20 protein-coding genes and 3 tRNA genes are annotated in these 20,289 nt (G+C 64.1%); 15 read left to right on the top strand and 8 right to left on the bottom strand.

Features of this window, described 5'->3' with window-relative positions; all coding sequences use genetic code 11:
- The first annotated feature begins 211 nt into the window (after window positions 1-211).
- Window positions 212-952: an SDR family NAD(P)-dependent oxidoreductase gene (locus tag DOM45_RS03850; RefSeq protein ID WP_110598172.1), complete on the top strand. Its 741-nt coding sequence runs from the start codon at window positions 212-214 to the stop codon at window positions 950-952.
- A 10-nt stretch (window positions 953-962) separates the two neighbouring features.
- Here the strand turns inward: DOM45_RS03850 and hisC are convergent, their stop codons facing one another.
- Window positions 963-2,015, bottom strand: a complete 1,053-nt coding sequence (gene hisC / locus DOM45_RS03845) for a histidinol-phosphate transaminase (protein ID WP_110598171.1) — start codon at window positions 2,013-2,015, stop codon at window positions 963-965.
- A 178-nt stretch (window positions 2,016-2,193) separates the two neighbouring features.
- Here hisC and DOM45_RS03840 point away from each other — a divergent pair, with 178 nt between their 5' ends.
- From DOM45_RS03840 to mnmH, 5 genes are all read left to right on the top strand, one after another.
- Window positions 2,194-3,291, top strand: a complete 1,098-nt coding sequence (locus tag DOM45_RS03840; RefSeq protein ID WP_110598170.1) for an alkene reductase — start codon at window positions 2,194-2,196, stop codon at window positions 3,289-3,291.
- Between the two features lie 127 nt (window positions 3,292-3,418).
- On the top strand, window positions 3,419-3,883 hold the full coding sequence (locus DOM45_RS03835; RefSeq protein ID WP_110598169.1) for a copper resistance protein NlpE N-terminal domain-containing protein: 465 nt from the start codon (window positions 3,419-3,421) through the stop codon (window positions 3,881-3,883).
- Window positions 3,884-4,001: 118 nt separating this feature from the next.
- Window positions 4,002-5,381 (top strand): DNA repair protein RadA, encoded by a 1,380-nt coding sequence (gene radA, locus DOM45_RS03830; RefSeq protein ID WP_110598168.1) that lies wholly within the window; start codon window positions 4,002-4,004, stop codon window positions 5,379-5,381.
- 98 nt (window positions 5,382-5,479) lie between these two features.
- Entirely contained in the window at window positions 5,480-6,520 is a 1,041-nt protein-coding gene (gene selD, locus DOM45_RS03825) for a selenide, water dikinase SelD (RefSeq protein ID WP_110598167.1), read from the top strand.
- On the top strand, window positions 6,517-7,605 hold the full coding sequence (gene mnmH / locus DOM45_RS03820) for a tRNA 2-selenouridine(34) synthase MnmH (protein ID WP_110598166.1): 1,089 nt from the start codon (window positions 6,517-6,519) through the stop codon (window positions 7,603-7,605). The genes selD and mnmH overlap by 4 nt, the downstream gene beginning before the upstream one ends.
- A 22-nt stretch (window positions 7,606-7,627) precedes the next feature.
- Here mnmH and DOM45_RS03815 read toward each other — a convergent pair whose 3' ends face one another.
- The gene (locus tag DOM45_RS03815) at window positions 7,628-8,299 is read right to left on the bottom strand and encodes a type 1 glutamine amidotransferase (protein ID WP_110598165.1); all 672 of its coding nucleotides are present in this window, start codon (window positions 8,297-8,299) and stop codon (window positions 7,628-7,630) included.
- 59 nt (window positions 8,300-8,358) lie between these two features.
- Here DOM45_RS03815 and DOM45_RS03810 point away from each other — a divergent pair, with 59 nt between their 5' ends.
- The 3 genes from DOM45_RS03810 to DOM45_RS03800 all read left to right on the top strand — a co-directional run bounded on the left by DOM45_RS03810 (window position 8,359) and on the right by DOM45_RS03800 (window position 10,137).
- On the top strand, window positions 8,359-8,661 hold the full coding sequence (locus DOM45_RS03810; RefSeq protein WP_110598164.1) for an MGMT family protein: 303 nt from the start codon (window positions 8,359-8,361) through the stop codon (window positions 8,659-8,661).
- Between the two features lie 10 nt (window positions 8,662-8,671).
- Window positions 8,672-9,262, top strand: a complete 591-nt coding sequence (locus DOM45_RS03805; protein ID WP_110598163.1) for a YjaG family protein — start codon at window positions 8,672-8,674, stop codon at window positions 9,260-9,262.
- A gap of 98 nt (window positions 9,263-9,360) precedes the next feature.
- Window positions 9,361-10,137, top strand: coding sequence for an RsiV family protein (locus tag DOM45_RS03800; RefSeq protein ID WP_110598162.1), 777 nt, complete (start codon window positions 9,361-9,363; stop codon window positions 10,135-10,137).
- A 117-nt stretch (window positions 10,138-10,254) separates the two neighbouring features.
- Here the strand turns inward: DOM45_RS03800 and hisF are convergent, their stop codons facing one another.
- The 4 genes from hisF to hisB all read right to left on the bottom strand — a co-directional run bounded on the left by hisF (window position 10,255) and on the right by hisB (window position 13,154).
- Window positions 10,255-11,028 (bottom strand): imidazole glycerol phosphate synthase subunit HisF, encoded by a 774-nt coding sequence (gene hisF, locus DOM45_RS03795; RefSeq protein WP_110598161.1) that lies wholly within the window; start codon window positions 11,026-11,028, stop codon window positions 10,255-10,257.
- The gene (gene hisA / locus DOM45_RS03790) at window positions 11,025-11,807 is read right to left on the bottom strand and encodes a 1-(5-phosphoribosyl)-5-[(5-phosphoribosylamino)methylideneamino]imidazole-4-carboxamide isomerase (protein ID WP_110598160.1); all 783 of its coding nucleotides are present in this window, start codon (window positions 11,805-11,807) and stop codon (window positions 11,025-11,027) included. The genes hisF and hisA overlap by 4 nt, the downstream gene beginning before the upstream one ends.
- Window positions 11,808-11,878: 71 nt before the next feature.
- Window positions 11,879-12,520: an imidazole glycerol phosphate synthase subunit HisH gene (hisH, locus tag DOM45_RS03785; RefSeq protein WP_110598159.1), complete on the bottom strand. Its 642-nt coding sequence runs from the start codon at window positions 12,518-12,520 to the stop codon at window positions 11,879-11,881.
- Window positions 12,521-12,560: 40 nt separating this feature from the next.
- On the bottom strand, window positions 12,561-13,154 hold the full coding sequence (hisB, locus tag DOM45_RS03780; RefSeq protein ID WP_110598158.1) for an imidazoleglycerol-phosphate dehydratase HisB: 594 nt from the start codon (window positions 13,152-13,154) through the stop codon (window positions 12,561-12,563).
- A gap of 279 nt (window positions 13,155-13,433) precedes the next feature.
- Between hisB and DOM45_RS03775 the strand changes: the two genes are divergently transcribed.
- The 6 genes from DOM45_RS03775 (at window position 13,434) to DOM45_RS03750 (ending at window position 17,707) form a co-directional block, all read left to right on the top strand.
- Window positions 13,434-15,848 (top strand): AsmA family protein, encoded by a 2,415-nt coding sequence (locus DOM45_RS03775; RefSeq protein WP_110598157.1) that lies wholly within the window; start codon window positions 13,434-13,436, stop codon window positions 15,846-15,848.
- A 145-nt stretch (window positions 15,849-15,993) separates the two neighbouring features.
- The gene (gene mutY / locus DOM45_RS03770) at window positions 15,994-17,076 is read left to right on the top strand and encodes an A/G-specific adenine glycosylase (RefSeq protein ID WP_110598156.1); all 1,083 of its coding nucleotides are present in this window, start codon (window positions 15,994-15,996) and stop codon (window positions 17,074-17,076) included.
- Window positions 17,077-17,088: 12 nt separating this feature from the next.
- A complete protein-coding gene (locus tag DOM45_RS03765) occupies window positions 17,089-17,361 on the top strand; it encodes an oxidative damage protection protein (RefSeq protein ID WP_110598155.1) in 273 nt (90 codons plus the stop codon).
- Window positions 17,362-17,453: 92 nt separating this feature from the next.
- Window positions 17,454-17,529 (top strand) — tRNA-Phe (locus DOM45_RS03760).
- Between the two features lie 7 nt (window positions 17,530-17,536).
- Window positions 17,537-17,611: transfer RNA gene (locus tag DOM45_RS03755), tRNA-Gln, on the top strand.
- Window positions 17,612-17,631: 20 nt separating this feature from the next.
- A tRNA-Thr gene (locus DOM45_RS03750) sits at window positions 17,632-17,707 on the top strand.
- A 75-nt stretch (window positions 17,708-17,782) separates the two neighbouring features.
- On the opposite strand, the gene DOM45_RS03745 is transcribed toward DOM45_RS03750, so the two are convergent.
- Both DOM45_RS03745 and DOM45_RS03740 read right to left on the bottom strand, forming a co-directional pair.
- Window positions 17,783-18,775: a phage integrase gene (locus DOM45_RS03745; protein ID WP_110598154.1), complete on the bottom strand. Its 993-nt coding sequence runs from the start codon at window positions 18,773-18,775 to the stop codon at window positions 17,783-17,785.
- Entirely contained in the window at window positions 18,775-20,070 is a 1,296-nt protein-coding gene (locus DOM45_RS03740; RefSeq protein WP_110598153.1) for a hypothetical protein, read from the bottom strand. Before DOM45_RS03740 ends, DOM45_RS03745 begins: the two co-directional genes overlap by 1 nt.
- Window positions 20,071-20,289 lie beyond the last annotated feature (219 nt).

The following is a 20,289-nucleotide window of genomic DNA, read 5'->3' as shown; positions in this document are numbered from 1 at the left end:
CTCAGGAGGAGACGAGTCAAGTCGCGGAGCGCCGCGCGCCGGGTGGCCGGCCCGAACATCGTCAGGCTTCTATACCCAACCCCAGCTTCGAAAGAGGCTGGGGTTTTTTATGGCGGCACCCTCGGAAGATCTCGGGTGGCGCATCTCGTGACCGTATCAACTAGTCTTCTTGCCGTACCGAGGAACTCATCGCCAGGCGAGGGAACGAGCCATGCTGCAAGCGCTACCCGAAGGATTCACGGCTGTAATGACCGGTGCCGGCGGTGGTATCGGTCAGGCCATGCTGAGTCGGTTATTGAAGAGTGATCGTCCGGGGCGTGTCATTGCGGTTTCCCGTCAGAGTCTCGAGCACGAAGATCGCCGAGTCGAAAATCTGAAAGCCGATGTCACGACCGGGGAGGGGCTCAAGGCGCTGAAGACGCAATTGGATGGTGCGCCCCTGCACCTGCTTTTCAATACCATAGGCTTGTTGCATGACGAGCGGCGCGGGATCTCGCCGGACAAGCGGCTCGAGGACCTCGATGCCGAAACGTTGTCCACGCTGTTTCACGTCAACGCCATCACGCCGGTTCTGCTGATCCAGACGTTAGTCGATTCCCTCAAGGGTCACCACCCCGCCATCATCGCCAGCCTCTCGGCCAGGGTGGGCTCGATCGGCGATAACAGACTGGGTGGGTGGTACGGCTATCGAGCCAGCAAGGCAGCACACAACATGTTCCTGCGCACTGCCGCCGTCGAGCTGGCGCGCTACAACCGGCAGGCGATAGTGCTCAATCTCCATCCCGGCACCACGGATACCGGCCTGTCCCGGCCCTTCCAGGGTCGAGTTCCGGAGGGAAAGCTATTCACGCCAGATTTCGTGGCAGCGCGATTGCTCGCGGTAATGGAAGACCGCCGCCCCGACGAGAGCGGCAGTTTCTGGGACTGGGATGGCAAGCCGGTACCATTTTGATGGCGCCCGGCTAGACCATGACCTGCAACGCTTCGACCAGGCTGCCCATCTCGTCATCGGTGCCGATCGAGATACGCAGGAAATCGCTGAGGCCATCCTTGTTGAAATGACGAACCAGAATGCCGCGCTCGCGCAGACCGCTGAACAGGCTGGCCCCACTGTGTTGGGGATGACGCACGAACAGGAAGTTGGTCTGTGATGGCAGGACCTCGAACGCCATCGTCTCGAGCTGTTGGCGTGTCCACTCGCGGGTGGCCATGACTTGTTCGCAGCACGCCTGGAAGTGCGACTGATCCTCGAGCGAAGCGATGGCGACTTCGCTGGCCAGCATGTCGATCGGGTAGGAGTTGAAGGAATTCTTGACGCGCTCCAACCCTTCGATCAGCTCACGCGAGCCGATCGCGTAGCCCACACGCAAACCGGCCAGGCTGCGCCCTTTCGACAAGGTCCCGGTAACCAGCAGGTTGGGATAGTCCGCGATCAACGGCACGACACTCTCGCCACCGAAATCGACATAGGCCTCGTCGACCAGGACCACGCTCTCGGTAACGCGCTCCAGCAGCTGCGCGACAGCCTGGCGCGAGTGGCCATGGCCGGTCGGTGCGTTGGGGTTCGCGAACACCACGCCACCGTTGTCCGTGTCGAAGGCCTCCAGGGCGATCTGCCAGCGGTCGTCCAGCGCCACGGTTCGATAGTGAATATCGTAGAGCTTGCAGTAGACCGGATAGAAGCTATAGCTGATGGCGGGCATCAGCAGTGGCTTCGGCTGGCAGAAGAAGGTCTGGAACGCCAGTGCCAGCACTTCATCGGAACCGTTGCCGACGAAGACCTGGTCTGGCTCGACATCGTGTGTCCTCGCCAATGCCTGGCGCAGTGCCAGCGATTCGGGATCGGGGTAGCGGCGAAGGTGGTCCACCGCGAACGCCTGCAACACCCGCTCGACGGCCGGGGAGGGCGGATAGGGGTTCTCGTTGGTATTCAGCTTGACCAGTTTTTCGCGCGGTTGCTCGCCCGGTACGTAGGGCGTCAGGACGCGAACGGCGGGACTCCAGAATTGACTCATGATCTCTCGCGGGACGTTTTCTACGATGCTCGTTAGGCGTGGCGGGTCTGAGCTCATAGTGACCTCTGGTCCGAAGCGGTGCAAGCCACTCCCGTCGAATGTGGGTGACAGGGTTGATTAGTGTTCTAACTGCCTCATCTATGAGGTATCCGCTCAACTCAACGATCGAAGGGATTCCATGGATTACGATAAGCTGCTCTCGCCCATCACCGTCGGCGACGTCGAACTCTCCAACCGCGTGCTGATGGCACCGCTCACGCGCGCACGCACCCCGGACAGCGTGCCGGGGGCGCTACAGGCCGAATATTACGCTCAGCGCGCCGGTGCCGGGCTGATCATCAGCGAAGCGACCAATATCTCGCCCACGGCGCGGGGCTACGTCTACACCCCCGGGATCTGGACCGATGCCCAGGAAGCCGGGTGGCGTCAGGTCGTCGATGCCGTGCACGAGGCCGGAGGCAAGATGGCACTCCAGCTCTGGCATGTCGGACGTATCTCCCATGAGATGGTGCAGCCGGAGGGTCAGGCGCCGGTCGCCCCCAGCGCCCTGCGCGCCGAGGGGGCCAACTGCTTCGTCGAGTTCGAAGATGGCAGCTCGGGCCAGCATCCCACCAGCACCCCGCGTGCGCTGGCACTCGACGAGATCCCCGGTGTGATCGACGATTACCGCCAGGCTGCCAAACGCGCCCAGCGGGCCGGTTTTGACCTGGTCGAGGTCCACGCCGCCAATGCCTACCTGCTGCAGCAATTCCTCGCCACCGGCAGCAACCAGCGCAGTGACCGCTATGGCGGCAGCGTCGTCAACCGCGCTCGCTTGCTGCTGGAAGTCACCGATGCCGTCATCGACGTCATGGGGGCAGGACGTGTCGGTGTGCGCCTGTCGCCATTCATCGAGATATTCGGCCTGTCGGATGACGAGCCCGAGGCGATGATGCGCTACCTGGCCAGCGAGCTGAGCCGTCGCCGGATCGCCTACCTGCACGTCAATGAGCCCGACTGGACCGGCGAAGGCCCGCAACTGACCGACGATTTCCGCCGCGACCTGCGCGAGCGCTTCAGCGGCACCTTGATCTACTGCGGGCACTACACGGCCGAGCGCGCGGAGACCTTGATCGGCAATGGGCTGGGCGACGCCGCCGCTTTCGGCCGCCCCTATATCGCCAATCCGGACCTGGTCGAGCGGTTTCGGCGTGATGCGGCCCTCAACGAACCGAATCCGGAGACTTTCTATGGCGGTGGCGCCGAAGGCTATACCGACTATTCAGTAATGGATTGAGACGCGCTCGCGTGGCAGCCTGATGCTCTCGTTTGAATGGGATGTCATGCAGGAGACTTACCGCTATCCTGTAGTCACGTGGCCGCCAATGCGGCCTGTATGGCCCAGAAGTGTAAGGAGAACCAATATGCAGATCAGGACGTTGCTGGCCAGCGCCGCCACGGTAGCCGTACTGGCCGGTTGTGCCAGCGGTGGATCCCAGACTCAGTCTGGCACCGCCGACTCCTCTGCCGGCATGTCGTCGAACGCCGTCACCTACGAAGGCACGCTGCCTTGCCGTAGCTGCGATGGCATCGACCTGACCGTCAATCTCAACGGGACCGAGTCCTCGCCGGCCTCGCAGCGCACCTTCACGCTCGAAGCCGACTACATGAATCACCCGCAGAATCCGGATCCCGAGCAGTACGAAGGTCAGTGGGAAACGATGACGGGCACCGCGGTCGACCCGCAGGCGACGGTCTACGAGCTGACGCCGAACGGCGAAGGTCAGATCTACTATTTCCAGAAGATCGATGACCGCACGCTGGAACTGATCGATCCCCAGCGTCGTCGTTTCGAGAACGGCCAGATGTTGCGCCTGACTCGCCAGTAGGCCAGGCACTGACGAGCGTAGAGGCGGCCATGGGCCGCCTCTCGTCGTTGAGGGCTGACCCTTTGTGGCACCCTACGTATCTTGCGATCCTCTACCCGGCCTGACGGAGACCCCGCGCGTGGCAAAAGCGAAGAGTGCCTTCGTCTGCACCGAATGCGGTGCGGAATACAGCAAATGGCAAGGCCAGTGCAGCAACTGCCGTGAGTGGAACACGCTGACCGAGATTCGCCTCGGCAGCGCGCGACCCGGCGCCTCGACTCCCGGTAGTAGCGGCGCTCGTGGCGGCTACGCGGGTACGCTGTCGCGGGAAGTCGTCGATCTCTCTGGCGTCGATCTTACCGAGGTACCCCGGTTCAGCTCCACGTTCGAGGAGTTCGACCGGGTGCTCGGCGGCGGCTTGGTGCCGGGTTCGGCGGTGCTGCTGGGCGGCCATCCCGGTGCCGGGAAGTCCACCCTGCTGTTGCAGACGGCCTGTCGTCTGGCCCAGAGCAAGCGGGTGCTTTACGTGACCGGTGAGGAGTCGCTGTCGCAGGTGGCGATGCGGGCCCACCGTCTGCAACTGCCGACCCAGGGGCTCAAGATGCTCGCCGAGACCAGCATCGAGACGCTGCTGGCCGTGGCGGAGCGAGAGCGTCCCGAAGTGTTGATCATCGACTCCATCCAGACCATGCATCTGGAGGATATCGGCTCGGCACCCGGCGGCGTTGCCCAGGTTCGCGAGTCGGCGGCGGCGCTGACGCGGTTCGCCAAGCAGAGCAACACCGTGCTGATGCTGGTGGGCCACGTGACCAAGGATGGCACCCTGGCCGGCCCCAAGGTGCTCGAGCACATGATTGACGCCTCGCTGCTGCTGGAGGGGGGAAGCGACTCGCGTTTCCGCACCTTGCGCGGGCAGAAGAACCGCTTTGGCGCGATCAACGAACTCGGCGTGTTCGCGATGGTCGAGCTCGGCCTCAAGGAGGTCAAGAACCCCAGCGCGATCTTCCTGTCGCGGAGCGAGGAGCAGGCCTCCGGCAGTCTGGTGATGGTGGTGTGGGAGGGCACCCGTCCGATCCTGGTCGAAGTCCAGGCGCTGCTCGACGAGTCCGCGCTGGGCAATCCCCGGCGCGTGGCGGTGGGGCTCGACCACAACCGCCTGGCCATGCTGTTGGCGGTGCTGCACAAGCACGGCGGCCTGTTCACCGGCGATCAGGATGTCTTTCTCAACGTCGTCGGCGGGGTCAAGGTGCTGGAGACCAGCGCCGATCTGGCGGTGCTGCTGGCGGTGGTCTCCAGTCTCCAGAACCGGCCGCTGCCGCGGGAGCTGGTGGTGTTTGGCGAGGTCGGCCTCTCCGGGGAGATCAGGCCGGTCCCCAGCGGCCAGGAGCGCATCGTCGAGGCCGCCAAGCATGGTTTCACGCGGGCCATCGTGCCGCGCGGCAATGCGCCCAAGAAGGCGCCCGCCGGCATGCAGGTGGTGGCGGTCGACAAGCTGGCCGAGGCGCTGGAGGCGCTGTAAGAGCGGGCGACTCGGCCGCCAGCGCTGAGTGGCGTCGCCGGGTCGGTTAAACTGACTGCCAGGATCGATATCTCCAGGAACGGGACGAGGAGCCAGAAATGAGTGCCATTCGCCTGACGCAGTACAGCCACGGGGCCGGCTGTGGCTGCAAGATCGCCCCAGACGTGCTCGATCGGATTCTCGCCAAGGCGGGACCGGGCGCCAACAGCCAGAATCTGATCGTCGGCAACCAGGGGCGCGAGGATGCCGCCGTCTACGATCTCGGCGACGGCCGCGGCCTGATCTCTACCACCGATTTCTTCATGCCGATCGTCGACGATCCGTTCGATTTCGGCCGCATTGCGGCGACCAACGCCATCAGTGACGTCTACGCCATGGGAGGGGATCCGGTCATGGCACTGGGTATCCTCGGCTGGCCGCTGGACAAGCTGCCGGCGGAAATCGCCGGTGACGTCATGTCCGGCGCCCAGGCCGTCTGCCGCGCCCTGGGCGTTGCCTTGGCGGGCGGGCACTCCATCGATGCGCCGGAGCCGATCTTCGGGCTGGCGGTCAACGGCCTGGTCGATCTCGCCAACCTCAAGCTCAACAGCGGTGCCAAGCCCGGCGACCTGCTCTATCTGACCAAGCCGCTGGGCGTCGGGCTGCTGACGACGGCCGAGAAGCAGGGCAGGCTGCAGCCCGGACATCACGGCCTGGCGCGCGAGACCATGCTGGTCGCCAACGACATCGGCAAGGAGCTGGCCAAGATTCAGGGCGTACATGCCATGACCGATGTCACCGGCTTCGGCCTGGCGGGTCATCTGAGCGAGGTGTGCGCGGCCAGCGGCGTCGAGGCGCGAATCGACTTCGCCAAGCTGCCGAGGCTGGCGGAAGCCGAGGCCTATCGGCGCCAGGGTGCGGTGCCGGGCGGTACAGGGCGCAATCGCGAGGCGATCGGCAAGGCGCTGCCGGACATGGACGCCGCCCATTGGCAGTGGCTGTGCGATCCGCAGACTTCCGGAGGGCTGCTGCTGGCCGTGGATCCGGCCTGGGCCGACGATGTCGAGCGGATCGGGCGCCAGCACCAGCTCAAGCTGGAGGCGTTCGGCGAGTGCATCACGCCTCGCGGCGGCGCGGGACTGATCGAGGTGCGCGGTTGAAAAGCGACGAGTTCATCGACGCGGACCTGGCACTGCTGGAGCGGCCTCTGATCGATGTGCGTGCGCCGATCGAGTTCTCGGCGGGCGCCTTGCCCGGTGCGATCAACCTGCCACTGATGAATGACGACGAGCGTCGCGAAGTCGGCATTCGCTACAAGCAGGCCGGCCAGGCCTCGGCGGTTGCGCTGGGTAACCACCTGGTCTCGGGCGACCGCCGTGAAAGATCTCTCGCCGCCTGGGAGCAGGCGCTCGAAGCGGCACCGGATAGCGTGATCTACTGTTTCCGCGGCGGAATGCGGTCGAAGATATCGCAGCAGTGGCTGGCCGAACGGGGCCATCCGCTACCGCGAATTCGCGGCGGTTGGAAGGCGATGCGCAACCAACTGATCGAGGCGCTCGAAAGCCATAGCCAGGCCCCTCTGCTGCTGGTCGCGGGCTTGACCGGTTGTGCCAAGACCGCACTGATCAATGCGCTCGGTTCGGGAGTCGACCTGGAAGGCCACGCACGTCACAAGGGCTCGGCCTTTGGCCAGCACCCGATGGCCGGCCCCTCGCAGATCGATTTCGAGCACGGTTTGACGCTGGATCTGATGCGGTTGCCACGGGCCCGCGTGGTCGAGGACGAGTCGCAGCGAATCGGCCGCCTGGCGATACCGGCGACCTTCTGGCAGTCGATGAAAGCGGCGCCGTGCATTCGCGTGGAGATGCCACTGGAGTGGCGCCTCGAACAGATCCGCAAGGATTACATCGAGGATCTCAGCGACATCTACCATCGCCACTATGGTCTGCAACTGGGCGAGGTGCTGTTTCGCAAGCAGCTTTCCGGTGCCCTGAAACGCCTCGGCAAACGCTTGGGGGGCGAGCGGCTGGCGCGATTGATCGAGGCACAGCAGCGGGCGTTCTCGGCGCAACGTCTCGGCAACGTGCAGGCGCACGATGACTGGCTGGCTCCGCTGCTAAGGGAGTATTACGATCCGATGTATCGTCATCAGATCGAGCACCAGCCCCGGCCGACCCTGCACGTCGGGGACTGGGACAGCTGTCTTGCGGTCGCCCGGCAGTGGGAGCGTGAGTACGCGGCCTAGTGCCGCCCTCTCCGTTTCGACGCTAGTGGCCATCGAGCCACTGGGTCATGACCCGGTCCAGCAGTGCCGCCTGCCGATCGAAGCGTCTCGGGTCGCGCAGGATCTCGTCACGGGTCTGGACATAGGCAGCGGCAGCGGTCGTCGGCAGGTCGTGATTGCACAGCGCCGCCGTGCCTTGGGCGGTCGACTCCAGATGGCACTGCAGCGCGACGACGCGACCCGCATCCCAGGCAAACCCCTGGACCGGACCGGCTGGTGTGCTGCCCAGTGGCAGGCAGCCATCCGGCAGGCCGAAGATGTCTCGATGCCAGAGCAGCGTCTCGAACATCTCGGGCAGATCGAAGGGGCTGTCGTCGGCCAGGGTCAGCGGCTGCCAGCCGATCTCCGGCTGAACCGCGGGGGACACGATGGCGCCTAGCGCCTCGGCGATCAGGCCGGCGCCGAAGCCGATGCCCAGCACCGGCTTGTTGCTCTTCAGGGCGCGATCCACCAGCTTGCGCTCTCGCTTGAACAGCGTCGCCTCCGGTGGCGAGAAAGCGTCGAGCAGGACGAGCGCGTCGCAGTTGGCCAGCGGCGGCGGTAGTTCGCCCTCATCGAGCCGGCAGTGGTTGTAGCTGTGACCCATACCGGTGAGCCAGTCCGCCATGCGGGCGGGACCGAACAACGGACTATGCTGGAGAAAATAGATATGCATGATGTGTCCATGATGGGGTCGACCGGGCGACTCCACAAGCGGGGAGTTAGCATTTAGTCATGGCCATCCGAGCCCAGATTCTCGAACAGATCTACACCATCGTGGCGCAGATCCCGCCGGGGCGTGTTACCACCTATGGTCGGATCGCCGGGATGACGGAGGGGGCCACGGCGCGCATGGTCGGTACGGCAATGCGACAGTTGCCGACCGGGCACGGCCTGCCCTGGTATCGGGTGATTGGTGCCAGCCGCCGAATCGCGGATCATGGCGGTGCCCAGCGACAGCACGAGAAACTGCGCGCCGAGGGTGTCGTTTTCGATGCCAGCGGCCGCGTACCCACGCATTTGATGTGGCCAGAGTGACGGAGAGTTCATGACCAAGCCTTCGGGTAGCTTCAACGCCAGATTGCGCCAGCTCGACGCGCGCCAGCGGATCGCCTTCATGGCCGCGTTGAGCGAGCGGCTGGTACCCAATTACGCGCTCTACGCCGGCGTGAGCGGCCAGGGCAACCCCAGCGTACTCCACAACGTGCTGGATCTGGTGTGGGAGCGGCTCAAGATCGCCGCGGCGAAGATCGACTTCGACAAGCAGGCCGAGAAGCTCGCCGATGTCGAGCCCCCGGAGGCCGATGACAGCTTTGGTGCGCGGCGGGCGACGGAGGCGGTCATGGCCCTGACCACGCTGCTGGACACCCTGCGCGGCGAAGCCCCGGAAGCGGCGCTGGAGGTGAGCCGCGTCTCGCGCAACGGCGTACGCGCCTATATCGAGATGACCGAGGGCAGCGAGGATGCCGAACGGCTCGACGCGTTGTTTCGCGAGCATGAACTGATGCAGGACGAGCGCGACTTCCAGGACGCAGTACTCGAAGCGCTCGAGGCCGACCCGGGGCTCAAGGCGCTCTCGGCGTTGCGCGCGCTCGGTCGCAACCAGGGGGTCAGCAACCTGGGCCTGAGTCTCGACTGACTCGCTACCGGTTGTGGACAAACCGGCTACGCTGAGGCGTGTGGATAACGCTGACGACCACTCGGCGCCTCATCTACGAACGTTCATGGAGGAACACCATGCAGAAGCGCTGGTTGATTGGCGGCCTGACTCTGGCGGCCGTCATGCTGTCAGGCTGCCAGAGCCTGACCGGATGGGGAGGTGACGCGCTACGAACCGAGGCGGTGGTGAAGAGCGCCCACGAGCCGGGTTGCGAGAAGGACAGCTGCGCCGACGTCAATGCGGCCTACTTGCGTTTCCCCGAGTCACCACGGCTTTCCGCCGAGCTCGAGCGACGGTTGTTCGGGCTGGCGAGCGGGCTCAGCGACAACCCCGACGGCAGTGCCATGGGACAGGCAACCTCGTTCGACGCCTTTGCCGACCAGGTCTTTGCAGCTTCGCGTCGCGCTCGCGAAGACGTGCCGCAGCTGCCGGGCTACGAGGCCGATCTCAAGGCCCACGTCGTGGCGGACCACGACGACCTGCTGGTGATCGAACTCGACGGCTATCTCTACAGTGGCGGCGCCCACGGCTTGCCGTTGACCTCCTACATGGTGATCCAGCGCGACACGCAGCAGATCGTCGATCTCGCCGACATGCTGCAGCCGGGCAAGCGACCGGCCTACGAAGCGGCGCTGGAGCGGGCCCACCGGCGCTGGCTGCAGACGGACCAGGCGCGCGGACTGTCCGAGTCCCAGTGGCCGTTCGTCGTCTCCGACAATGTCGCGCCGCTGGCGGATGCCGTCGCGGTCAAGTATCAGGTCTACGACCTGGCGCCGTACGCCGTGGGCCAGCCGGTGCTGACCATCCCCTATGCCGATCTCGAGGGCATCTTCCGCCCGCGCTATCTGCCCTGACATCGTCCTGGCTACGGCACCGAAGCGCGCCGCACCAACGCAAGCGCCGCGACCCGGTCGGGTCGCGGCGCTTTTCGTCGATCAGTGCTGGCGGCTTTGGCGCCGGCCTTGGAGCGCTCAGAGCCGCATTTCGATCCCGTGCTCGGCCATGTAGCGCTTGGCGTCGGGGATGGTGTACTCACCGAAGTGGAAGATGCTGGCGGCCAGCACCGCATCGGCGCCGCCTTCCTTCACCCCGGCCACCAGATGGTCGAGGTTGCCGACGCCGCCGGAAGCGATCACCGGCACTTCGACCGCGTCGCTGATCGCGCGGGTCACACCGAGATCGAAACCGACCTTGGTGCCATCGCGATCCATGCTGGTCAGCAGCAGTTCCCCGGCGCCGTAGTCGACCATCTTGCGCGCCCACTCGACCGCGTCCAGCCCGGTGGGGCGACGGCCGCCATGGGTGAAAATCTCCCAGCGCGGCGGCTCGCCCTCGGCGCTGACCCGCTTGGCGTCGATCGCCACCACGATACACTGGCTGCCGAAGCGCTCGGCGGCCTCGCGCACGAAATCCGGGTTGGTGACGGCGGCGGTATTGATCGAGACCTTGTCCGCCCCGGCGTTGAGCATGGTGCGGATATCCTCGCAGCGGCGAATGCCGCCCCCGACGGTGAGCGGGATGAACACTTCGCCGGCAATGCGCTCGACCATCTCGACGGTGGTGTCGCGGTCCTCATGGCTGGCGGTGATGTCGAGAAAGGTGATCTCGTCGGCGCCCTGCTGGTTGTAGCGCTTGGCGATCTCCACCGGGTCGCCGGCATCGCGAATACCGACGAAATTGACACCCTTGACCACGCGGCCGGCGTCGACGTCGAGGCAGGGAATGATGCGCTTGGCCAATGTCATGAGCGGGCTCCTTCGGTATCGATCCCATCGCCCCGCATCGAATCGCCCTGAATCGAATCGCTCAGCGCCTGGGCCTCGGCGACGTCGAGCGAGCCTTCGTAGATGGCGCGGCCGGTGATGGCGCCGATGATGCCGCTGTCGGCGACCTCGGCCAGGGCGCGGATGTCTTCCAGGTCGGTCACCCCGCCGGAGGCGATCACCGGCAGGCCGCCGTCGCGGGCGAGTTGGGCAGTGGCTTCGACGTTGACGCCCTGCATCATCCCGTCGCGGGCGATGTCGGTGTAGACGATCGAGGAGACGCCGTCATCCCGAAAGCGTCTGGCCAGGTCCACCGCCTTGACGGTCGAGACTTCCGCCCAGCCATCGGTGGCGACGAAGCCGTCGCGGGCGTCCAGGCCGACGATCACGTGGCCGGGGAACCGGCGGCACATCTCGCCGACGAACTCCGGCTCCTTGACCGCCTTGGTGCCGATGATCACGTAGCTGACGCCAGCGGCGAGATAGTGCTCGATGGTGTCAGGGCTGCGGATGCCGCCGCCGATCTGGATTGGCAGGTCGGGATAGGCGCGGGCGATGGCGGTGACGGCTTCACCGTTGACCGGCTTGCCCTCGAAGGCGCCGTTGAGATCGACCAGATGGAGCCGCCGGGCGCCGGCTTCGACCCAGCGTGCAGCCATCGCCACCGGGTCGTCACCGTAAGAGGTGGCATCGTCCATGCGGCCCTGCTTGAGCCGCACGCACTGGCCGTCCTTGAGATCGATGGCGGGGATTACCAGCATGGTTTCGAGTCCTTTGAGTCAGTCAGGTGCCGTCTGAAAAGCCGGCGGGGCGGCCATGTCTCGGATTGTGCCTAGGGCGCCCAGTTGACGAAATTTTCCAGCAGCTGAAGGCCGTCTTTGGCGCTCTTCTCCGGGTGGAACTGCACCGCGAACACGGTGCCGCGGCCGGTGACCACATGGGCATCGGCGCCAGCGTAAGCGGTCTTGCCGAAGATATCGGCATCGCTGGCGGCCTCGACGTAATAGCTGTGCACGAAGTAGAACCTCGCGCCGTCCTCGATGCCGTTCCACAGCGGATGCGCATGATGCTGGGTCACCCGGTTCCAGCCCATGTGAGGTACCTTGAGGCGCTCTCCCTCGGGGCTGGTCAGGTTATGGCCGAAGTGACGCACACCACCGGGGAGGAAACCGAGGCAGTCGATGCCGCCATTCTCCTCGCTGCGCTCGAACAGCATCTGCTGGCCGACGCAGATGCCGAGCAGCGGTTTGGCCTGCTCCTCGAGCAGATCCTTGACCAGCCCCTCGAGCTCGGTGCGCTGGAGTTCGCCCATGCAGTCGCGGATCGCCCCCTGGCCGGGCAGCACCAGCCGCGAAGCGCCGCGAATCGAGCGCGGATCGCGGGTCACCATGACGTTCTCATGGGTGACGTGCTCGAGCGCCTTGGCCACGGAGTGCAGATTGCCCATCCCGTAATCGATCACGGCGATCGTCATTGCGGTTTCCTCGCTGAGTCGGTGATGGCGCCGGCCGGTATCACAGGCTGCCCTTGGTCGATGGCATCTGGCCGGCCATTAGCGGATCCTGCTCGACTGCCGCGCGTAGTGCGCGACCGAACGCCTTGAAGATGGTTTCCGCCTGATGGTGCGCGTTGAAACCCTTCAGGTTGTCGATGTGCAGGGTGACCTGGGCATGGTTGACGAACCCCTGGAAGAACTCCCAGAACAGCTGGGTATCGAGCCGGCCGATGGTCGCGCGGGTGAATTCGACATCCATGAACAGCCCGGACCGCCCGGAGAAATCGATCACCACACGAGAGAGAGCCTCGTCGAGTGGCACGTAGGCGTGGCCGTAGCGACGAATGCCGCGCTTGTCGCCGATCGCCTGGGCGAACGCCTGGCCGAGGGTGATGCCGAGATCCTCGACGGTATGGTGCTCGTCGATCTCGAGGTCGCCCTGGGCGTCTATCGTCAGGTCGAGCATGCCGTGGCGGGCCACCTGGTCCAGCATGTGATCTAGAAAGGGGACCCCGGTCCGGCAATCGAGGCGGCCGTTGCCGTCCAGATTCACCGTCACCGTGATCTGCGTCTCGTTGGTGTCGCGCGACACCGTGGCGATGCGCTCGGACATGCGGGGGAAATCTCCCGGTACGGTTGGCGAGAATCGGCCATTATAGTGAATCGGGCGCCGCATCCGCTACAATGGCGGTGTTTATCGGGCGGCTGTAATTCGGCCGTTCTCCACCGCAGTCAAGTCGTTCCGCCGACAGGGAGACACAGGGGGCATGCCGGAAACCGCACAGCAGGTCGAGTCGCATCATCGGGCCACGCCCAGCCGCATTCGGCTCGAGTGGAGCAGCGGTTCCCGCCCACGAGTGCCTGCCCATGTTCGCGCACAGGGAGGATTCGAATGAAGGGGCTGGTCAGAGCACTGCTGGCGGCGATCGGTGTACTGGGAATTCTGGTCGTCGTGGCTGTCGTCTACATCACCACGTTCTTCGATCCGAACGATCTCAAGCCGCGTCTGATCGAGGCGGTCCGCAACCAGAGCGGGCTCGAACTGCGTCTCGATGGTCCATTGTCGTGGTCCTTCTATCCGCGCATCGGCGTCAGTGTCAAGGACGCCGAGGCCTGGCTTCCCGAACAGTCGCAGGACGATGCGCCCTTCGTCGGCTTCGACAGCGCCGAGGTCAGCGTGGCCTTCACGCCGCTGCTGACGGGAGACGTTTCCGTCGACGGGCTGATTCTCGATGGCATGCGCCTCAACCTGGCCCGCGACGCGCAGGGCCGGGGCAACTGGCAGGTACTGCTGGATCGCCTGGCCGGCAACGACGACGCCGGCCAGACGGGGGAAGCGCCGCCGACATCACCGCCGCAGAATACCGCGCAGTCGGAGCAGCCGGCCCAGCTCCAGAAACGAGGCCCCGGCCTGAAGCCGGGCGACGACCAGGCCGTGGCGTTCGATATCGCCAGCGTCAAGGTCTCCAACAGCCAGGTGAATTACGTCGACCAGCAGAAATCGCTGGATGTCACGCTGGCCAACCTGAGCCTGCAGAGCAGCAACGTCAGCCCGCAGTCGTCATTCCCGGTCCAGCTGTCGTTCGCTGTCGACGGACGTCAGCCGAGCGTCGACGGCAACCTCCAGTTCAAGAGCCAGATGCGCATGGATCTCGGCGCCGGGCGCTACACCTTCGAGAACGTGACGCTCAACGGTAAGGCGCAATTGCCGGCGTTGGCCGAGCAGGCGCAGTCGCTCAACCTCAAGGTCGCCACGCTGGTCGCGGACACCCAGGCCAAGCAGTATCGGGCCGATGGAATCGAACTGGGCGCCTCGCTCTACCACACGGCCATGCAGGAAACGCCGCTATCGCTGGATCTTCGCGCCAATGCCGTGGCCGACCTGGAGGCCCGGACCGCCACGCTAGGCGATGTCGTCCTGAGTGGGGACGATGGCCTGAACCTCAAAGGCAACCTGGACGTCACGCAACTGGATGACGCGCCGCAATACCAGGGGCGGCTGGAACTCGCGCCGCTATCCGTTCGGGACTGGCTGACGCGCTTCGGTGTCGAGGTGAACAGCGCCGACGACAAGGCGCTCACGGCGCTCTCGTTGAACGGACCCTTCACCGGTAATGCCCAGCGTATCGACTTCGACAAGCTGCAGTTGACGCTGGACGACACGACATTCCAGGGCTCGCTGGGGGGCGCCTTCGACGGTCGGGCGCTGGACTTCGATCTGGCGGGTGACCAGCTCGACCTGGATCGTTATCTGCCCCCTCGGGCCCCTAGCGCGGAGGGGACGGAGAGTGGTGACGGCAAGGACACGGCATGGCTTTCGGCGCTCGGGGTCCAGCCGGCGCTGGCCGCGGCCGAAGGTGCCGAGCTGCTGCCGGTCGCCTGGCTGGCCGAGCTCAAGCAGGAGGGGCATCTGACGCTCGACTCGCTCAAGGCCAAGGGCGTTCAGATGGGTGATGTCGAACTGAACACCAGCGGCAGTGGTGGACGCCAGCGCATCGATTCGCTCGATGCCTCGCTCTACGGCGGCTCGCTGAAGGCCTCGAGCGCGCTCGATCTTCGCCAGCCGCCGATGAAGCTGTCCTTCACCGAGCGCATGAATGGGGTCGACATTGCGCCGCTCTACCGGGACTTCAGCGGCAAGGACTCGCCGCTGCGCGGCAAGCTCAACCTGCAGGGCGATTTCGATTCACGCACCAACACCGCCGAAGGGCTCAAGCAGAATCTCGATGGCCAGGCGGCGCTGCGGATCGACGACGGCGCGATGCTCGATGTCAACGTGTCGCGTCAGCTGTGCAGCGCGGTAGCGACCCTGGAAGGCCGCGAGTCGACCCGCGAGTGGAGCAAGGACACCGCCTTCGATCGTCTGCAGGCCAGTGTGAAAGTCGACAAGGGTGTGGCGCACAACGACGACCTGGATATCGCCATTCCCGGCATCGCGGTGACCGGCAAGGGCGATGTCAACCTGGTGACCAACCGTTTCGACTATCGCGCGGCGGCACGCTTTACCGACACCGCTGACAAGGCCGCCTGCGGCGTCAATCCGCGACTGGCCAAAATCGACTTCCCGATTCGCTGTCAGGGCAACCTGAGTGATGCCCCCGGGCAGTGGTGTGGATTCGATCGTGAAGCGTTTCAGGACTCGCTGGCGAATCTCGCCACGGACGAGGCCAAGCGCAAGGCTGGCGAGCGTGTCGACAAGGAGCTGAACAAGCAGCTGGATGAAGGGACCCGTCAGAAGATCGACGACAAACTGGGGGAAGGCGCTTCCGAGAAACTCGGCAACAAGCTCCGCGATCTGTTCAAGTGAGCCGAGCCAGTAGCGGACTCTCCGGCGCCGACGCGATGTCGGCGTCTCTTCGTCAAGCCGACCCCAGACTCTGGCGCCAACTGATTTTCCGGATCGATTCACCATCGATGATCAACTCGATTCCACCACTCTGGAGAGGTGCTGTTTGGCGGAAATAGCTCTATCGGCCGAGGCCTTTCGCGAGCGAGTCTTCGGCTGGTTCGACGCCCACGGTCGCAAGTCGCTGCCGTGGCAGCACGACAAGACGCCCTACCGGGTCTGGGTATCAGAGATCATGCTGCAGCAGACCCAGGTCACTACCGTCATTCCCTACTTCGAGCGCTTCATGGCGCGCTTTCCCGACGTCCGGACGCTGGCGGATGCGCCCCAGGACGACGTGCTGCATCTGTGGACCGGGCTCGGCTACTACGCCCGTGCTCGCAATCTGCACAAGGCGGCCCGGGTCGTCGTCGACGATCACGATGGCGAGTTCCCGACCCACGATCCCGAGGCGATGACGGCGCTGCCGGGGATCGGTCGTTCCACGGCCGGCGCCATCATCAGCATCAGCACCGGCCAGCGTGCCGCGATTCTCGATGGCAACGTCAAGCGCGTGCTGGCTCGCCTGCACGCGGTGGAGGGCTGGCCGGGCAGGAGCGACGTGCTGGCGAGGCTGTGGGAGCTGGCGGAGCGCTACACGCCGGAACGCCGACTTCCGGAGTACACCCAGGCGATGATGGATCTCGGTGCCATGATCTGCACACGCGGCAAGCCGAGCTGCCTGCTGTGTCCGTTCGAGGATGTCTGCGTGGCCCACGAACAGGGCGACGAACGCCGCTATCCCGGCTCCAAGCCCAAGCGCGAGTTGCCGACGCGGCAGACACAGATGTTACTGTTGCAGGACGACGCGGGCCGGGTGCTGCTCGAGCAACGTCCGCCCAGCGGCCTGTGGGGCGGCTTATGGGGCTTTCCGCAGTTCGATGGCGACAGCGAGTTGCACGACTGGCTGGAGCGGCGCTACCGAGGCGCGCACCTCGGTACTGCCTGGCGATCGTTCACGCACACGTTTACCCACTTTCGCCTGGAGATCACGCCGAGACCGGTCCGACTGCCGGATCGCCAGGCTGCCACCGTGGCCGAATCGAACCAGCGGTGGGTCGATCCCGCCGCACCGGCGCAGGTGGGACTGGCGGCGCCGGTCAAGACCCTGTTGGCCATGCTGGCCCAGGCGCACGCACTTATCGACTGAGAGGAGACTGACATGGCGCAGACGGTATTCTGCCGCAAGTACCAGCAGGAGCTAGAAGCACTGGCATTTCCGCCGCTGCCCGGTGCCAAGGGCCAGGAGATCCAGCAGACGGTCTCCCGGCGCGCCTGGGAGGAGTGGCAGGCACTGCAGACGCGGCTGATCAACGAGAAGCATCTCAATATGCTGGACCCGCAGGCGCGGGAGTATTTGACGACGCAGATGAATCGGTTCTTCGACAATCAGGAAACGGATCACGCCGAGGGCTACGTGCCGCCTGGCCAGTGATTTTCCGGCAGCGTGAAGGGAACTCATCTTTTTGAAATAAAAAGGCTTGACCCCCAAACGGCATGCTGGTTAAATGCGTCCCCGTTGGCGAGGGCCAGATAGCTCAGTTGGTAGAGCAGGGGATTGAAAATCCCCGTGTCGGCGGTTCGATTCCGTCTCTGGCCACCATCAATGCTGGGGTATCGCCAAGTGGTAAGGCACCGGTTTTTGGTATCGGCATGCGCAGGTTCGAATCCTGCTACCCCAGCCATCGCTGACGTCTCTATGCTCGCCGACATAGCTCAGTTGGTAGAGCAACTGACTTGTAATCAGTAGGTCCCGGGTTCGACTCCTGGTGTCGGCACCAGAGCTTAGAGATTGATTCAAAAGGCTTTTTAAGCCTTTCAAGAGACCGCCCTTCAAGGCGGTTTTTTTGTATGTGTCAACCAAGTGTCAACCGCGCCAGCGGATTGAATTTTACCGCCTCCTCCAGGTGGTCGGGTGCAAAGTGCGCGTAGCGCATGGTCATGGCCAACGACTCATGCCCCAAGACTCTTTGAAGAACCAGAATGTTGCCGCCGTTCATCATGAAATGGCTGGCGAATGTGTGCCGCAGGACGTGGGTCAGTTGCCCCGCTGGTAGCTGGATCTTGCTGTCTTCAATGGCCTGCCCGAATACCTTGTATGCATTACCGAACAGTCGCCCCACGCGCTTGCGCTGCCGTATCTGCCCGGCCAGTTGCTGGTCGATGGGAACGGTTCGATTCTTGCCGGCTTTGGTGTCGACGAACGTGACGCGGTCGGCTCGGAGGTTCTCGGCGCGGAGGGTTTCGGCTTCAGACCAGCGTGCGCCCGTCGAGAGACAGATGCAGGTGATGTAATAGCAATCTCGATTGGCGAGGCTCTTGAGCCGGGTAAGCAGCGTACGGATCTCGGGTTCGTAGAGAAACGCCATTTCTTTTTCAGTAACGCGGAGCATGCGGATGCGTGCCAGCGGGTTTTCCTGATCCCAGAGCCCGAGGCGTCCGAGTTCGGAAAAGACGGCCTTGAGATAGGCGTGTTCGTGATTGACGCTGATCGGGGAGACTTCCTTGATCCGCTCCGTTCGGTACTCTGCCCAGATCTGGGACGTGAAGTGTCGAACCTTGGGATTGCCCAGTGCCTGGGCGACGTTCTTGAGCGACCTGACGCGTTCCTTTCCGCTTTTCAGCGACATGCCATGATGCGCGTACCAGAGGTCGACGAGATCGGAGAGAGTCCGGTCATCGCGCTGAGGTTTCAGGTAGGGCGTGCCGTCGGCATGCTGAGCCCGGATCTTGTTTTCGAAGCGTTGGGCCTCGGCTTTCGTAGGGAACGACTTTCGAACGCGTCGCTGCCCGCGGCCTCCAGGCTGTATGTCGACCTGCCATCCCTTCGCGGTTTTCTTGATCGCCACTAAGCAGCCTTCCCTAGTAATCGCCGCTCGACGAGCCGTTGCGAGATGAGTAGCCGTAGCTGGTCGGCATCGATCCCCCGTCGCCGGTAGTAGTTGGCGATATCGTCCCAGGCACCGCAGCGGGTGAGACCGTTCATGGCTTGTTGGGTGGTGAAGCCCTGGCGTGCGTAGAGGGAGATGAGGTTACCCACGACCAGGGCGACGTTCTTTTCGTTACCGAGCCCAGGGGCCTTGCGGGCCCGTTTGTAGAGGAAGTGGGGTTCGTGATCGTAGAACCGAGCGTCTTCCTGCAGGAGCTGCCACGCGCTGTCGATGAGGTTGCGGGAGTGGTCGAGGCGGTACTTGCCCATGGCGGTGCGCCAGAGGCCGGTGAGGTGGGGCACAGTGTCGATGAAGCGCTTGAAGCCGTGTTCCATGTCCAGGCATTCGCCAGTGTCGACGTTGCAGGGGACGCCCTGGGCGAATTCCCGCAGCACGGATTGATGGAAGCGCATTTCGATACGCCACACTTCTTTCCTGGGATCGTAGTCGGAGACGGTGGGGTCGTCGCTGGAGGCGGTGTTCCAGATGCTTTCCCAGAAGTGGATTTTGTCGCGGGCGTGGGCCTCCTTGGTCTTGTTGTAGATGCAGCACTGGAGCGCACTGGCGGTACCGAACATGAAGGTTTCGGCGTTGCCGTAGGTGGTGGCGATGGTGCCGTGGTTGAAGCTGAAATCGTCGATGCCGTCGATCTTGGTGACCTTCTTGGAGCGGGTGACGAAGCGGTCCATGAAGTCTTTCGGGGGCTTCCAGCCTTGGATGTCCAGGGCGAGGTGAACGGCGCAGCCCATGGGCTCGACGTAGGCCATCAGTTCCTTGGCGATGCTATCCAGGTAGGTCTGGATATCGGCAGTGCTGCGCTCGTGGATGAAGTGGGGCGACAGCTCGATCTTGAGGTGAGTACCGACGTCTTCAGCCTTGGTGTGCCGGGCGTAGAACAGGACGATGACGCCAAGCTCGTTGTTCTGGAGCCGGTAACGGAAGCCGCTGTTGGTGTTGCCGGCGCCGACGATCCAGGTGGTGCCGAACAGGTCGATGGTGGCGCCACGTCCTTCGCGGTACGTCTCGATGATCTGATCGAACAGGGCGAGGCAAGGCTTGCCGGCGTAAAGCTGACGCACGGTGTCGACGCCAGTGTGGAGAAGCTTGATGTGGCCGAGTTGCTGCTGGCCCTTGGGACTTAGAAAAAGCCGACCCCTGGGGTCTTCGCGGTCTTCGATGAGTGACTCGATGGAGTAGCGTTCCCAGCGTTTCATGGCATGTTCCTTGTAATGACGGTCAATGACGGTTTTTGACGGTTTCGATAGTTAATCTGCGAGACGTGTTACATGGAGGGTCTCGCCCGGCTGGACTGCTGAATCATGAACACTGACCAATCCAACCGTAAGGGACTGGTTCGACATGCGCATCTGCTGTTTTTCAATGACAATCAAAGACATATAAAGACGGTTTAGGTCGTGATCGTATGTCGTTGT

The sequence above is a fragment of the Salinicola lusitanus genome (assembly GCF_003206045.1).
Classification (GTDB): Bacteria; Pseudomonadota; Gammaproteobacteria; order Pseudomonadales; family Halomonadaceae; genus Salinicola; species Salinicola lusitanus.
The sequence above is the reverse complement of the archived record's forward strand: the minus strand, read 5'-3'. Positions and strand labels throughout refer to the sequence as shown.